We start from the raw sequence: 15,580 nt of genomic DNA on the forward strand, positions 1-15,580 counted from the left end.
ATTTGACCCATGTTCAAATATATTGGCGACATCGTTAAGGGTACCGGTACCCAGTTGCGCAGCCTGGTCATGGTTTTCGGCCATGGCTTTCGCAAGCGCGACACCCTGCAATACCCCGAGGAGCAGGTCTATCTGCCGCCGCGCTACCGTGGCCGCATCGTCCTGACCCGCGACCCCGATGGCGAAGAACGCTGCGTAGCCTGCAACCTGTGCGCCGTGGCCTGCCCGGTGGGTTGCATCTCGCTGCAGAAAGCTGAAACCGAAGACGGTCGCTGGTACCCGGACTTCTTCCGGATCAACTTCTCGCGCTGCATTTTCTGCGGTCTCTGCGAGGAAGCCTGCCCGACCACCGCGATCCAGCTGACCCCGGATTTCGAGATGGCCGAGTTCAAACGTCAGGACCTGGTGTACGAGAAAGAAGATCTGCTGATCTCCGGCCCCGGCAAAAACCCTGATTACAACTTCTATCGTGTTGCAGGTATGGCAATCGCTGGCAAGCCGAAAGGCGCTGCGCAGAACGAAGCCGAACCGATCAACGTGAAGAGCTTGCTGCCTTAAGGAAGAACGATGGAATTCGCTTTCTATTTCGCATCGGGTATTGCTGTGGTGTCCACGCTGCGTGTGGTCACCAACACCAACCCTGTGCACGCCCTGCTCTACCTGATCATCTCGTTGATCGCCGTGGCCATGACTTTCTTCGCCCTCGGCGCGCCGTTCGCCGGTGTGCTGGAAGTGATCGCCTACGCCGGCGCCATCATGGTGCTGTTCGTGTTCGTGGTGATGATGCTCAACCTGGGTCCCGCCTCGGTGCAGCAGGAACGCACCTGGCTCAAGCCCGGCATCTGGGCAGGACCGGTGATTCTTGCCGCGCTGCTGCTGGCCGAACTGCTGTATGTGCTGTTCGCTCACCAGAGCGGCCAGGCCATCGGCCACACCACCGTAGACGCGAAAGCCGTGGGCATCAGCCTGTTCGGCCCGTACCTGCTGGTGGTCGAACTCGCCTCGATGCTGCTGCTCGCCGCAGCCGTCACGGCGTTCCATTTGGGCCGTAACGAGGCGAAGGAGTAAGACATGCCTGCTATCCCTCTCGAACATGGACTGGCCGTCGCCGGCATCCTGTTCTGCCTTGGTCTGGTCGGCCTGATGGTCCGCCGCAACATTTTGTTCGTGTTGATGAGTCTGGAAGTGATGATGAACGCCTCTGCCCTGGCCTTCATTGTTGCGGGCGCCCGCTGGGCGCAGCCGGATGGACAGATCATGTTCATCCTGGTGATTAGCCTTGCCGCAGCCGAGGCCAGTATTGGCCTGGCGATCCTGCTGCAACTGTATCGCCGCTTCCACACGCTCGATATCGACGCTGCCAGTGAGATGCGCGGATGAACCTACTCTTTCTGACTTTCGTATTCCCTCTGATCGGGTTCCTGTTGCTGTCGTTCTCGCGCGGCCGCTTCTCGGAAAACCTCTCGGCGCTGATCGGTGTCGGTTCGATCGGCCTGTCGGCCATCGTCACCGCTTACGTGATCTGGCAATTCAACGTCGCGCCGCCGGAAGGTGGCGTGTACACCCAGGTGCTGTGGCGCTGGATGTCGGTGGAAGGTTTCCAGCCGAACTTCGCGCTGTACCTGGATGGCCTGTCGGTGACCATGCTCGGCGTGGTCGTCGGCGTCGGCTTCCTGATCCACCTGTTCGCGTCCTGGTACATGCGTGGTGAAGACGGTTACTCGCGCTTCTTCTCGTACACCAACCTGTTCATCGCCAGCATGCTGTTCCTGATCCTCGGCGATAACCTGCTGTTCATCTACTTCGGTTGGGAAGGCGTGGGCCTGTGCTCGTACCTGTTGATCGGTTTCTACTACAGCAACCGCAACAACGGTAACGCGGCACTCAAGGCGTTCATCGTCACCCGCATCGGCGACGTGTTCATGGCCATCGGCCTGTTCATCCTGTTCCAGCAACTGGGCACGCTGAACGTCCAGGAACTGCTGGTACGTGCGCCGGAGCATTTCAAGGTCGGTGACTTCTGGATCGTTCTGGCAACCCTGATGCTGCTCGGCGGTGCTGTCGGTAAATCGGCGCAACTGCCGCTGCAAACCTGGCTCGCGGATGCGATGGCCGGCCCAACCCCGGTTTCGGCACTGATCCACGCCGCGACCATGGTCACCGCCGGTGTCTACCTGATTGCCCGTACCCACGGTCTGTTTGCGCTGGCGCCGGACATCCTGCACCTCGTCGGCATCGTCGGTGGCGTGACCCTGGTACTGGCCGGTTTCGCCGCGCTGGTGCAGACCGACATCAAACGTATCCTCGCCTACTCGACCATGAGCCAGATCGGCTACATGTTCCTGGCGCTGGGCGTTGGTGCCTGGGAAGGCGCGATCTTCCATCTGATGACCCACGCCTTCTTCAAGGCCCTGCTGTTCCTTGCTTCCGGTGCGGTGATCGTTGCCTGCCACCACGAGCAGAACATCTTCAAGATGGGCGGTCTGTGGAAGAAACTGCCATTGGCCTACGCCAGCTTCATCGTCGGTGGTGCCGCGCTGGCCGCTCTGCCACTGGTTACCGCTGGCTTCTACTCCAAGGACGAAATCCTCTGGGAAGCGTTCGCCAGCGGCAACCAGGGTCTGCTCTACGCAGGTCTGGTCGGTGCGTTCATGACGTCGCTGTATACCTTCCGCCTGATCTTCATCGCGTTCCACGGTGAAGCCAAGACCGAAGCCCACGCCGGCCACGGCATTGCCCACTGGCTGCCATTGTCGGTGCTGATCGTGCTGTCGACTTTCGTCGGCGCGATGATCGTGCCACCGCTGCACGGCGTACTGCCGCAAAGCGTCGGGCATGCCGGTGGCGAAGCCAAGCACAGTCTGGAAATCGCCTCGGGCGCCATCGCCCTGGCCGGTATCCTGCTGGCAGCGCTGCTGTTCCTCGGCAAGCGTCGCTTCGTCACGGCAATTGCCAACAGCGGCATCGGCCGTTTCCTTTCGGCCTGGTGGTTCGCTGCCTGGGGCTTCGACTGGATCTACGACAAACTGTTCGTCAAGCCGTACCTTGCGATCAGCCATGTACTGCGCAAAGACCCGCTCGACCAGACCATCGGTCTGATCCCGCGTATGGCCAAGGGTGGTCACACTGCCCTGAGCCGCACCGAGACCGGTCAACTGCGTTGGTACGCCGCCTCGATGGCTGCTGGTGCCGTGCTGGTGATCGGCGCCATCGTGCTGGTAGCGGTCTGATATGAACCTTGCGAATTTGCGAAAGGAAACGAGCCCGTCATGATTCTGCCTTGGCTAATCCTGATCCCCTTCATCGGCGGCCTGCTGTGCTGGATGGGTGAGCGCTTCGGCGCTACCCTCCCGCGCTGGATTGCGCTGTTGACCATGACCCTGGAACTCGCGCTCGGCCTCTGGCTGTGGGCCCACGGTGACTATTCATTCGCACCGGCGCCGGGCGCCGATCCGACCTGGGCGCTTGAGTTCAAGCATGTCTGGATCCAGCGTTTCGGCATCAACGTGCACCTGGCCCTCGACGGCCTGTCGCTGTTGATGATCCTGCTGACCGGTCTGCTGGGTATCCTCTCGGTACTCTGCTCGTGGAAAGAGATTCAACGTCATGTTGGCTTCTTCCACCTCAACCTGATGTGGATCCTGGGCGGCGTCGTCGGCGTGTTCCTCGCCCTCGACCTGTTCATGTTCTTCTTCTTCTGGGAAATGATGCTGGTGCCGATGTACTTCCTCATCGCGCTCTGGGGTCACAGTTCTTCGGACGGCAAGAAAACCCGGATCTACGCAGCGACCAAGTTCTTCATCTTCACTCAGGCGTCCGGCCTGATCATGCTGGTGGCGATCCTCGGTCTGGTGCTGGTCAACTTCAACAACACCGGCGTGATCACCTTCAACTACGCCGACCTGTTGAAAACCAAGATGTCGATGACCACCGAGTACATTCTGATGCTCGGTTTCTTCATCGCTTTCGCGGTCAAGCTGCCCGTCGTACCGTTCCACTCCTGGCTGCCTGATGCTCACGCCCAGGCACCGACTGCCGGTTCCGTCGACCTCGCCGGTATCCTGCTGAAAACTGCGGCCTACGGTCTGCTGCGTTTCGCCCTGCCGCTGTTCCCGAACGCTTCGGCGGAGTTCGCGCCGATCGCCATGACCCTCGGTCTGATCGGGATCTTCTACGGCGCGTTCCTGGCGTTCGCACAAACCGACATCAAGCGTCTGATTGCCTTCTCTTCCGTTTCCCACATGGGCTTCGTGTTGATCGGCATCTACTCCGGCAGCCAACTGGCGCTGCAAGGTGCAGTGATCCAGATGCTGGCGCACGGTCTGTCGGCAGCGGCGCTGTTTATCCTCAGCGGTCAGTTGTACGAGCGTCTGCATACCCGTGACATGCGTGAGATGGGCGGTCTGTGGTCGCGTATCGCTTACCTGCCGGCGATCAGCCTGTTCTTCGCGGCGGCGTCGCTGGGCTTGCCGGGCACCGGTAACTTTGTCGGCGAGTTCCTGATCCTGATCGGTTCCTTCGCCAGCGCTCCATGGGTCACGGCGATTGCCACTTCCGGTCTGGTGTTCGGTTCGGTCTACTCGCTGATCATGATTCACCGTGCCTACTTCGGCCCGTCGAAATCCGACGCGGTGCTGCACGGCATGGACGCGCGCGAACTGATCATGGTGCTCGGTCTGGCGGTGTTGCTGATTTACCTCGGCGTCTACCCGCAACCGTTCCTCGACACCTCTGCCGCCACCATGCATGGCGTGCAGCAGTGGCTCGGCACCGCCTTCTCTCAACTCGCTTCGGCCCGGTAAGAGCGCTATGGAATTCACGATTCAACACTTTATTGCGCTTGCGCCACTGTTGATCACCAGCCTCACCATTATCGTGGTGATGCTGGCAATCGCCTGGCGCCGCAACCACTCGCAGACCTTCCTGATTTCGGTGGCGGGTCTGAACCTGGCCCTGCTGTCGATCCTGCCTGCGTTGAAAGTCGCGCCTCTGGCCGTCACCCCGTTGCTGCAGATCGACGCGTTTGCCTGCCTGTACATGGCGATGATCCTGGTCGCCACCCTCGCCTGCGTCACCCTCGCCCACGCCTATCTGGGTGATGGCGGTTCGGGTTACCCGGGCAATCGCGAAGAACTGTACCTGCTGATCCTGATGGCCGCCGCCGGTGGTCTGGTGTTGGTCAGCGCGCAGCACCTGGCCGGGTTGTTCATCGGTCTGGAGCTGCTCTCGGTACCGGTCTACGGTCTGGTCGCTTACGCCTTTTTCAACAAGCGTTCGCTGGAAGCCGGCATCAAGTACATGGTGCTGTCGGCCGCCGGTTCCGCGTTCCTGCTGTTCGGTATGGCGCTGCTCTACGCCGACGCCGGTTCGCTGAGCTTCGTCGGCATCGGTCAGGCCCTGGCCGCGACCGGCCTGCCAAGCCCGCTGGCGCAACTGGGCCTGGGCATGATGCTGATCGGTCTGGCGTTCAAGCTGTCGCTGGTACCGTTCCACCTGTGGACGCCCGACGTCTACGAAGGTGCTCCGGCACCAGTGGCGGCGTTCCTCGCCACCGCTTCGAAGGTCGCGGTGTTTGCGGTGATGGTGCGTCTGTTCCAGCTCTCCCCTGCTGCCAGCAGTGGTGTGCTGAGCGATGTGCTCAGCGTTATCGCGGTCGCCTCGATCCTGTTCGGTAACCTGCTGGCCCTGACCCAGAGCAACCTCAAGCGTCTGCTCGGTTACTCGTCCATCGCGCACTTCGGCTATCTGCTGATCGCACTGGTGGCGAGCAAGGGGCTGGCGGTAGAAGCCATCGGCGTCTATCTGGTGACTTATGTCATCACCAGCCTCGGCGCGTTCGGCGTGATCACCCTGATGTCCTCGCCGTACAACGGCCGCGACGCCGACGCCCTGTACGAGTACCGCGGCCTGTTCTGGCGCCGTCCGTATCTGACCGCCGTGCTCACCGTGATGATGCTGTCCCTGGCCGGCATTCCGCTGACCGCTGGCTTCATCGGCAAGTTCTACATCATCGCCAGCGGCGTCGAAACGCGTCAGTGGTGGCTGGTCGGCGCACTGGTACTGGGCAGCGCCATCGGCGTGTTCTACTACCTGCGCGTGATGGTCACCCTGTACCTGATCGAGCCAAACCTGCGTCGCCACGACGCCCAATTGCACTGGGAACAGAAGGCAGGCGGCGTAATGCTGCTGGCCATCGCCCTGGTCGCTTTCTTCCTGGGCGTGTACCCGCAGCCGTTGCTGGTGCTGGTACAACAGGCGGGTCTGGCGGGCTGATTGCTCGGCTGATCTGGCTATACATGAAAACGGCACCTTTGCAGGTGCCGTTTTTTTTTGCTCCGGGATTTGTTGCGCAGCAAGCTATCCTCGACGAGTGGCGCGTCTCACTCCTCTTGCCGACGCTTGCTCAGCCATTACTTTCCATAGCGGTTACGAATGGTCAGGCTTGCAGACTCTCCGTCGTAGTAGCTGATAAATATCCAGCCATCGCGAGCAGTAACATTTTCCATGGTTGGCTTGCCAGTCACCGCGACGGTCACCGGCACTCCCCCCGCCGGCAGCCCCGTGAAAGTGGAAACCGCGCGAATGCCATATCTCCAGAACGAGGCCGAACCTCCCATTTGCTGAGGGCCGAATCTTTCAGATACCTCAGCACTGTTATGCGCCAGCGACATGGGCAACTCCAGCGAACTGAATTCCAGCGCCGGCACCTTCAACCAGACTGCGAAATCGCCGGCACTGGTACTGTCGACGCAGTTCAGCAACCAGCTCAACCCGTCCTCGCCGAGCGTTTGCGGAATGCTCGGACTCAAGGTCACGCCTAGATCGGCCGCTTGCGCACTCAACTCCAGAACCACGTCCTGGCCGAGCAAAAAACTGCTGTCCTGGGGTCGCAAAGTCAATGTATGCGTGGCCCCAAGGCAGGGGTACGCCGGGGCACCACCGAACACCTGGGGGAACCCATCCAGATCAAACCTCACGGCGTCAGCCAAATCCCCCGCTTCCACTCGCCCGGGCAGCTCCCAGTCGGGCAGTATCGAACTGGCCAGACTCAAACCATAAAAACCACTGTTCGCCTCTTCGGTAGAAATATACCAATGGATTGACGATCCTTTGTTTATTGTCAGCGGCGTGCCCAGATCAGGGTTGAAAGTCAGGCCTCGTTCCTTCGCGCCCCAGAAGTTCTGCAAAGTGACGGTAGAGCCAATCAAAACACTGTCGTCGGCAATCTTCAGCTCCAGCTTATAGGGCAGGTTTTTTCTCAACAGCACGAGTTCGCTTGCAGCGTCGACGCGCTCACCGTCCAGATAAAGCTCTGCTGCCTGCGCCCAGACATCGTCCAGTACGGCATTCACTTCATAGAGTTCGGTCAAAATCACACCGGCGTTATCCTGAGTGACGTCCGCCAGAATGTCATGCTTGCCGACTGTCTCAGGTGTATAGCGATAACTGGTCCAGCCGTTGACATCGGTCTGCGTTGTCGCCAGCAATTCCTCCTCCCCATTGACGCGCCACTTCACCTCCACGCCAGCCGCTACCTCCCCGCTGACACCGGAGATGACCTGGATTCGCAACAGCACGCTCTGCTCGGTGCCCACCACCGGTGTACCGATGGCGGGTGTAGCGTCGCCAATGGCATACCGCGATTCGCTGACCTTGAAGGAGCGAGCCTCAGTCCAGTCGGACCAGTCGCCGTCGAATGTCTGCCGGGCCTGCACGGCGTAGTCTCCGAGGGGCCACGCTTTTTCTGCGGTCCAATTCCACCGGGTTGAACCGTCGACGATGGCAAACTCTTCCTTGGGATCAAGCGCATGACGCAGGACAATCTCACCTCCCGTTGCTCCTGTGCCTCGAATCCTCGGATAGCGGGATGTTTCGGAGTTCGCCCGTGGCGCTTCGATCGATGGAGTTGACGGGGCAGCCTTGACCGTAAACCGATGCGGCGCGCTCCAATCCGAATCAGTCCCACCGCTGGCCTGTTTAGCCTCAAGGACAATGGTGCCTGGATCCAACGGTTCCACCACTGTGAATGTCAGGATCCCGTCTGCACCCGCTGTCTCTTCGTGCAACGTCGCGCCGTTCTCAAAACGAACGGTTTGCAGCGCGCCTGGCCGGCCGGCGATCTTGAGGGAGGGATACCGTGAGGTTAAGCCCCCCGCCTGCGGTTGCTGGAATTGAGGGGCGTCGGGCCGGTCCTCCACCTCCACGGTGAAAGTGCACAAGTCACTGGGGTCAGAGTCCACGCCGTCTACTGTTTGCATGACGTAGACGGTGTTTTCGCCGGGCGACCAGTCCTCCACCGGAGTGAAGAGGCGGTTGGCTCCGCTGGCAGTGAATTTGCCAGCCAACGGTCTGTTGGCCTCAGTGAGCATTTGCAAGCTGACGGCGCCTGACGCTACACCGGTGATTTTCAGAGATTGCTTCAGCGCGACCGGGTGGCTTGGCGGCTCGATAGCAGGCGTCGCCGGCTTGATGGAGAACTCAAGAATCTCGGTAGCTTCAGACGTTTCCCCACCAATGCTCTGCTGTGCTTTGATCTGTTGCGGACCGGCCAGCCAGGCATACTCGAAATACCATGTCGTGCCACTGTAGGTCAGGTTGCCTTGCAGAAAGTTGCCAGCGGCATCTTGCACGGCGATCGTCGCTCCAGCCACGCAGGTTCCTTGCACCCTGAGATCGGCATGATGACTGGTGTGGGGTAAAGGCTGAGTGATTACGGGTGTGGGAAGCTTCCCTATTACCGAAACAGTGACCGGATCGCTTGGATGGGAAAGTACATCATCTACGATCTGTACCACATTGACTTTGGTGGTTCCTGTCCAGTCAATGGCCGGCGTGAAGGTGCGGAATTCGCCATCGCCGTTGAAATAACCCGGCACCGTTTCGCCGTCCTCGTAGAACATGTGCAGGGTCACGTCACCGGCATACACGCTGGAAATGCTCAGTTGGTGCTTCGAAGTGACAGGGTTGTATGGTGGTTGGATGAAGGGCTTTCGGGGAAGGATCTCTAATAAAACAGGATCGCTAAACTCGGAACCCACGCCGTTTATGTCCTGTTTTGTCATGACCTCGGTCCTCCCCGGTGGCCACCCGTTTCTTGGCGTGAAGGTGGCGGGAGTACTGTACGCGCTGAATTCGCCATCCAGCCTGATGCCCGCTGCCGTGTACATTCGCAGGATGACGGGACCGTATGAACGTCCCCTGTTGATGTTCAGCACATGACTAAATGTTGCCGGGATGGGTGGTTGTTCTATTTCCGGCTTCGGCGGGGGCGCATACACAGTAACAACATTACTAGGCTGCGACGCGCCACCGTCGACAGTCTGCACGACCACGATTTTGCGCGTGCCTGCCCAGTCCTCAGCGGGTGTGAAGATACGAGACGTGTCGACTCCCGTGAAATCACCTTCAATCGCCGCCCCGTCCTCGGTAAGCATCTGCAAGGTAACGGCGCCGGGGTCGACCCCGATAATGTTCAGTCGCTGTCTCGGCAAGGCAGGTTTTGGTGGCGGCTCGATTTCCGGCTTGGCGGGTATGACCAAAAACCTGACAACGTTGCTTGGTGCGGATGGCACTCCGTCGACGAACTGCACGGCCATGACCGCATTGTAGCCCGCTGGCCACCGCGGCGAGGGTTTGAACTTGCGTGGGGTTCCAGTGGTGAATTCGCCCGTCACCGGTGCGCCTGCTTCGGTAAGCATCTGCAACACACTGCCCGAGGAAGATGGAGGGGCCGACAAAAGCGTCAGTTGTAGGTCCGAGCTCACGGAGCCTGGCGGATTGGCAAGCGACAGTTCAGAGGGTTGTACCGCAAGGGTAACCAGATTGCTCCAATTGACGACGCCACCCACGACCTGGTGAACGCTGACCGTGGTTTTTCCCTGCTTCCACTCCTCCTTCGGGGTGAAGTACCGGACGGAGCCGCTTTCCAGGAAGGTGCCTTCAACCAATCCGCCGCCCTGTATGTACATTCGCAAGTCGTCATCGCTGGCCAGGAAAAAACTGATGGCCAGCTTTTCTTTCGCGGCTGCCGGATCAGATGGCGGAGCAATGAAGAGTTTCACCACTATAGGCACCAGCGCGCTTGGATTGGAGCGGACACCGCCTACGGTCTGTACGATTTTGACCTGGCTGGATACAGACCAGTCCTGCGCCGGGGTGAAGGTACGGGACGTACCACTTCCGGTAAATTCACCCGACACGCTTTCGCCAACTTCGTTGAACATTTCCAGCAAGGTAGCATCGGGTGAAACGAATTTGATACTCAGCGTCTGCCGGGCTGCAATCGGGACGGCGGGAGGCTCGATGACCGGTCTCGAGGGTCGAATCTTGACGGATACCGCACTGCTCGGGTCGGATGTCGCTCCGTCCACTGTCTGCACCGCCCTGAGGCTTGTGGTGCCTACCGCCCACTGTCCCGACGGTGTAAAAGTGCATGTGAAGCGATCGAAAGTGCCAACGACAATTTCGTCTTTGTCAGTGAATATTTGCACGGATGCCCTTTCGGGCCAGACATTCATAATCTTCAGCGCCTGTTTTACCGAGCTGGATGCGGGTGGAACTTCAATCCGTGGAGTTGGCGGTTTTACGTTGACGACGTAGGTATCTGACCAGTCAGAGCTCTGTCCGCTGACCGATGCCACCTGTTTTGCAGTGAGCAGATGCTTGCCAGGAAGCCACGCTTCAACACTGAGCGCCAACCAGGTGCCGTCCTGCCAGACAGTCGTGGCTAACTGAATTCCCTTGCTCTTGTCTTCAAGCCAGAGCTCAAGTTTCGCGCCCGCCAAGCCACCGCCGCCGTGGACGCTGAGTTTACGTTCCGGAGTAACAGTTGTGCCAAGAATGTGGGGCGCAAAAAGAACCGCAAAAGAGGAATGGACTGCCCAGCGAGAGGGTACATTCTCATAGAGCTGCAAGGCTGTTATCGAAAAGCTCTCGGTCATGGACAAAGGCTTTGTCAGGGGAGTCGTCCATCTGCCATGGTTGTCTACAATTGCAGCTCCGATCACCAACTCAAGTTGATCAACCTCATACAGTTTAACCAAGGCGCCTGGATAGCCTGTTCCACTTATTTGCGGCAGCGGCGAATGTACAACATGAGGATGCACGAAAATGGGAGGACGAAAGTCAACTTCAAAACTCATGGTTACCGAGGTATCTTTCGACTTGTCAGCACTAAGCTCATGATCAAACACAAACTTGAAATTGATCTCGGCCGAATGTTTGTTACCTGTTACGGAACCTCCACCACTGATAGCATGCCATCGACCATCCTGAATCGCATCATCGTTCGTCAGTTCCGTCTCAGGCCACCTCCCTGACGAGCTGAAACTCAAGTAGACATTGCCCTTTCGCCTGCCATTATTGGTGGCCGCGTACTGCTTCGCGTGACAAGTAAACAAAGTACCTGAAGGATTCCAAAAACATTCAACTGTAAGAAATGCCTCCCACGGAAGGAATAAATCCGGATATTTCACATGCATTGTAATTGTTGAAATAAGCCTGACATATCTTCCTTCGGCAGCCTCTCTCTGAGTAATTGAACTGTCTTCTTTCTTAGTGACGTCATTTTCCATTATGGCTTCTCGGATGAATAGGTTCATATCAGACAAACGCACAACGCCAGACAACAATCAAAACAGAGCGAAGCGTGCCTTTATATGGAATGGAAACTTCAGTTCACAGTAATTCACTACAGAGCTCATTCACACTGTCATTCCTGACAGGCTTTTATAATAAATAGCGATTACCAGAACAAAACAAAATGACTTCTCATTATAAAAACAGAGATATCAAAGACAAAACGGACGAAACCGAAAACCAAGACAACCGAAGCCGCCAGCACATAAAGCCCTTAAATTATTCCGTCTTATTCGAATTAGTTCTAATCAATACGGCAATACCTGTCAGGTCTGACAGGTTACGTCCCTGTTGTTTACCGTTAGTTTGCTCTAACCGCGCATTGCCTCAATGCCACTCTTGAAAGTAGGAGAATCACAGTCATGGCTGACAACAACTCGTTGCTGCAGAGACTGGTAAAGCCACACGTTTCGGTACAGAAAGACCGCAGCGACTTCCCCACCGCCATGCAGCAAATGGGCTTCACGTCAGTTTTCGACATCGTCCGTTTATCCAAAGCAGCGTTCGCTCGCCAGCTCGCCCTTCACAGCGACGCCAACGCCGATGTGGCTTATGACAATGCGATGAAGTATGCGGCGCTCATTTCGCGCCTGTATCGGGAATACCAGACCTCTTCCGGCACGTTGCAGCAAATGGCTCAACGCAGTGGTGTGAGCTCGCTGGTTTCGCTGGGCGCTACCTATCAACGCATGTTCAATGAAAACTGGGACGAGTTCACCAAGGTCGGAGCCATTGCCGCCAACGATAGTCCGGTGGCCTACCTGACTGAACTGCGGAGATTTTCCCTGCAACTGGAAGCCACCAGTGAGGATCCCAAGCGACTGTTGATGGACCAACGCCGTCCTGACCTCAAGGACCTGTTGATCAGCCAGGAGAGCACCTTCACACCGAGACCAATGCTGGAAATTGTCACGCAGGTATTGGAAAGTCATCTGCGCACCTATCTGGATGGCAATCTTCCCGACAAAAGCAAATCCACCTATCAGGTACTGGCCGAACGGAGCTACCCCTTCGAACTGCCCTACAACTTCTATCATCACCAATGCCAACTTGGGCTCGCTGATAATAAGCCGCGTCTGGGCGAGTTGAATTACCGGGCCAGTCTGTTGCTACCGATCAAACAGGTGGCAATCAATGACTACGGGCAATTGCAGCAACCGGCGCTACAGGCACAACGGTTGCTGTGCGGGTTGAGCCCGCAACAGCAGCAATTGCTGCTCGCCCCCCCGGTGTTCAGCCATTTTTATCTGACCCGCAGCAATCTCATCAACGGCTGGCAAAACCCTCTCACTGCCTACCTGCGGCCACATACCACACCAAGCAGATGTTACTTGCTCCTGTCCGGGCAGCCCGACTACGTGGTCGCGACTCCGTTGGCGGACGCACCAACGAATCAAGGCGGCTCCAAAACCGTTGTCTCACTGACCTTTCGTAAAGACGACAAGACCGTGCCTGCCAGTATCGATCTGAGCTCTAACGTGCCGGACCTCACAGGGACTGGCTGGCTGATAAATCGTCTGCACGCTGCGATAGATAAACCCATCGTTGTGCATTTCCAGGCTGCCACCCTTCCCACGCCGACCGAGCAGGAATACACAGCCAGATTCGATCTGATCACCGCCACCGGGACGGTGGAGCAACCGGTCCGTCTGGCCAGACAGCGCTTCGCCTTTACGCTGGATGAGCAGTACCGCCTGACGACGACAGAAAAGAACTTTTTCAAAGGCGCCTACGGTGTCGAAGTCACCAGCGATGCGCCTGTGCAGCAATTGACCCTGTTGACCGACTTCATGCAGCACACTGGCCTCACCGCTGAACAGGTCGAGCAACTTGTGGCCCGCCGCAGCTTTGCAGTGCGATTGTCGCCCAATTGTCCATACCTGCAGCCGACCCCGAACAGGATTGACCTGCTGACCGGGTCTTTTCCAAATCACTACGGTGCCTGCTACGTCAATGGCATCGGTCCCGGTGCTGAACTGTCCGACAGCGCGCCGGAACCGGCCCCGGAAACAGACCTGAGCGATGAGTCAGACCACGCCATAGGACTGGAGCGGATAGCGTCGGGTGACAACACACAATGGCGTCTGACCAAAACCTCACTTGATCGTCTCGATCGTCTTCAGCGGATGATCCGCCTGCAACGCTGGAGCGGCATTCCTTTCGCCAGGCTCGACACGTTGATCTGCAGTGCCATCCGCGCCGAGGGCGAATCAAACCTGGGCATGGAGCTCAACGAAAACACCCTGCGTGCGCTGGGCGTCTATCGCTACCTGAACCAGCGCTACAGCATCGAACCTGAAGAGTTCGCGGCGCTGCTGCACGACCTCAGCCCCTATGCCAGCGGCAAGGACGCGGTGCCGTTGTTCGATCAAGTGTTCAACCATGTGCAACTGTTCGACACACCGCTGATTCTTGATCAAACACCCATCGATTTGACCACCCTCGATGCCGCGACGCAGAAAACCCTGCTGCAACTCTGTGCCGGGCTCGGTGTGCAACCCACCGAAGACTCTTTGCTGTTAATTGCCCGTCAGACCGAAAAGCACGTGGGCGCGCTCAAGCGTGACTTGCCTACCGTTTCCTCGTTGTACCGCCAGGCGCGGATAGCCCGGTTGTTCGGTCACTCGGTCGAAGAACTGCTGGCGTTGGCGGGACTTCTCGGAGGCTCGTCTTACAAAACCGCACTGGCCAGCGGCCGCTTGAGTGCAACGACCGCGGAGGCGAATCCGGACATCCTCGATGTGCTGATGCAACTGGATTGGGCCTTCGCCTGGCTCAAAGACAGTCAGCAGACCGTGACGCAGGTATTGCAACGCCTGGGCATCGATGCCCCGCCAAATCCCGAAGAGCAGGAAAATGATCAGCAGATCAGATTGGCCGAGCAAGCTCCCCTGCCCGATGAGTTGCGGGCGCGTCTGACCACGCTGCAGAGCGATACGCGTCGCAGCCTGGCGACCGAGGCGCAGGTCAATGCGTTGGGTCTGCCACTGCAAGAGGATGGCAAACGCAAGCGAGGAGAAATCAATTGGTTTCAGTTGCTGATCGAACACCATCTGATCACTGCTGACGGCCTGCTGTCTGGCCTTGATCGCACACTGACCCTGACAGATGAACCCGTTGCCTGGTTACAGGCCGATGTCGCGCAAGCGCTCAAAGGTCTAGGGCTGGCCCAACCTGTCAAAGATGCTTGCGCAGACAGACTCGTCAAGTTCCTGCTCGATGTGCATGACCGTCAGGCCCAGTTGCTCGAAGGGCTTTTCCAGGAAACCGCGAAACTCGCGCCGGATTGCTGCCGGGCGGTCATTCACTGGGCGTGGGCCACGCCCTATAGCATTTTGCAGCAAGCACTCAAGACCCCGCTGCCCCAAGCGTTGATCGAGGATTATCAACGGGTGGCTCGCCACGCCGAGATCGCCAGAGAGCTGCGTTTGAGCAATAGCGCTCTGCGCCTGTTTGCAATCAATCCGATGTGGCTGGGTGGCGCGGCATACGAGGAAGGCAGTAACAGCATGCCTTCGCTTTCCGATCTCTATCTGCTTGAACGCTTCAGTCATTGGTTCCACAGCCAGAGCCAGTCCGAAGACCATGTCCTGAGTTATTTCAGCTGCGCCAATCCAGCCAAGGCCCAATTGAAAAACAAGGCCCTGCGCCAGCTCGCCAGCGAAACGGCCGATGCTGCCCTTGCTCGTTTGCTGAACTGGCCGCAGGCGCAAGTTGCCGAGCTGACCAGCTCGCTCCCCGATAAACGCGCCACCTCGATGGCTCAAGTCGACTGGGTCCGTCGTTGCCAGGCCGCTTGTCAGGCCAGCGGCTTGGCCGCCAAAACCCTATTGCAAGCCACCGCGCTGGGCGAACAAAGCGATCTGCTGGCCTGGAAAGCCGTCGGTGAGGGAGTCATGGCCGCCCACTCTAACGCCGCCCCATCACGTGACAATGGTTGAGG

8 protein-coding genes are annotated in these 15,580 nt (G+C 58.3%); 7 read left to right on the forward strand and 1 reads right to left on the reverse strand.

From position 1 onward, the window contains the following. Positions 1 to 9 precede the first annotated feature (9 nt). Genes nuoI through nuoN form a run of 6 tightly spaced genes read left to right on the forward strand, consistent with a single transcriptional unit; the run spans position 10 to position 6,273 of the window. Positions 10 to 558: an NADH-quinone oxidoreductase subunit NuoI gene (gene nuoI, locus NF676_RS16955; protein WP_016775283.1), complete on the forward strand. Its 549-nt coding sequence runs from the start codon at positions 10 to 12 to the stop codon at positions 556 to 558. Between the two features lie 9 nt (positions 559 to 567). Beyond that, entirely contained in the window at positions 568 to 1,068 is a 501-nt protein-coding gene (gene nuoJ, locus NF676_RS16960) for an NADH-quinone oxidoreductase subunit J (protein ID WP_007951462.1), read from the forward strand. 3 nt (positions 1,069 to 1,071) lie between these two features. Then, positions 1,072 to 1,380 carry an NADH-quinone oxidoreductase subunit NuoK gene (nuoK, locus tag NF676_RS16965; protein ID WP_003180046.1) on the forward strand — a complete coding sequence of 103 codons (309 nt, stop codon included), beginning with the start codon at positions 1,072 to 1,074 and terminating at the stop codon, positions 1,378 to 1,380. After that, positions 1,377 to 3,230, forward strand: coding sequence for an NADH-quinone oxidoreductase subunit L (gene nuoL, locus NF676_RS16970; protein ID WP_024013419.1), 1,854 nt, complete (start codon positions 1,377 to 1,379; stop codon positions 3,228 to 3,230). Before nuoK ends, nuoL begins: the two co-directional genes overlap by 4 nt. Before the next feature lie 39 nt (positions 3,231 to 3,269). Then, a complete protein-coding gene (gene nuoM, locus NF676_RS16975; RefSeq protein WP_016775285.1) occupies positions 3,270 to 4,802 on the forward strand; it encodes an NADH-quinone oxidoreductase subunit M in 1,533 nt (510 codons plus the stop codon). A gap of 7 nt (positions 4,803 to 4,809) precedes the next feature. Then, positions 4,810 to 6,273: an NADH-quinone oxidoreductase subunit NuoN gene (gene nuoN, locus NF676_RS16980; protein WP_024013420.1), complete on the forward strand. Its 1,464-nt coding sequence runs from the start codon at positions 4,810 to 4,812 to the stop codon at positions 6,271 to 6,273. A gap of 137 nt (positions 6,274 to 6,410) precedes the next feature. Here the strand turns inward: nuoN and NF676_RS16985 are convergent, their stop codons facing one another. Next, positions 6,411 to 11,573 (reverse strand): hypothetical protein, encoded by a 5,163-nt coding sequence (locus NF676_RS16985; RefSeq protein WP_252886426.1) that lies wholly within the window; start codon positions 11,571 to 11,573, stop codon positions 6,411 to 6,413. A gap of 426 nt (positions 11,574 to 11,999) precedes the next feature. On the opposite strand from NF676_RS16985, the gene NF676_RS16990 reads away from it, so the two are divergent. Further along, positions 12,000 to 15,578, forward strand: coding sequence for a Tc toxin subunit A (locus NF676_RS16990; RefSeq protein WP_252886427.1), 3,579 nt, complete (start codon positions 12,000 to 12,002; stop codon positions 15,576 to 15,578). Positions 15,579 to 15,580: the final 2 nt, after the last annotated feature.

The organism is Pseudomonas siliginis, from assembly GCF_024072275.1.
GTDB lineage: Bacteria > Pseudomonadota > Gammaproteobacteria > Pseudomonadales > Pseudomonadaceae > Aquipseudomonas > Aquipseudomonas siliginis.

What these genes read in the sequence shown, in the direction of transcription:
- NF676_RS16985 (WP_252886426.1), bottom strand. Translation starts at nt 11,573, where the DNA reads ATGGAAAATGACGTCACTAAGAAAGAAGACAGTTCAATTACTCAGAGA.
- nuoI (WP_016775283.1), top strand. Translation starts at nt 10, where the DNA reads ATGTTCAAATATATTGGCGACATCGTTAAGGGTACCGGTACCCAGTTG.
- nuoK (WP_003180046.1), top strand. Translation starts at nt 1,072, where the DNA reads ATGCCTGCTATCCCTCTCGAACATGGACTGGCCGTCGCCGGCATCCTG.
- nuoJ (WP_007951462.1), top strand. Translation starts at nt 568, where the DNA reads ATGGAATTCGCTTTCTATTTCGCATCGGGTATTGCTGTGGTGTCCACG.
- NF676_RS16990 (WP_252886427.1), top strand. Translation starts at nt 12,000, where the DNA reads ATGGCTGACAACAACTCGTTGCTGCAGAGACTGGTAAAGCCACACGTT.
- nuoM (WP_016775285.1), top strand. Translation starts at nt 3,270, where the DNA reads ATGATTCTGCCTTGGCTAATCCTGATCCCCTTCATCGGCGGCCTGCTG.
- nuoL (WP_024013419.1), top strand. Translation starts at nt 1,377, where the DNA reads ATGAACCTACTCTTTCTGACTTTCGTATTCCCTCTGATCGGGTTCCTG.
- nuoN (WP_024013420.1), top strand. Translation starts at nt 4,810, where the DNA reads ATGGAATTCACGATTCAACACTTTATTGCGCTTGCGCCACTGTTGATC.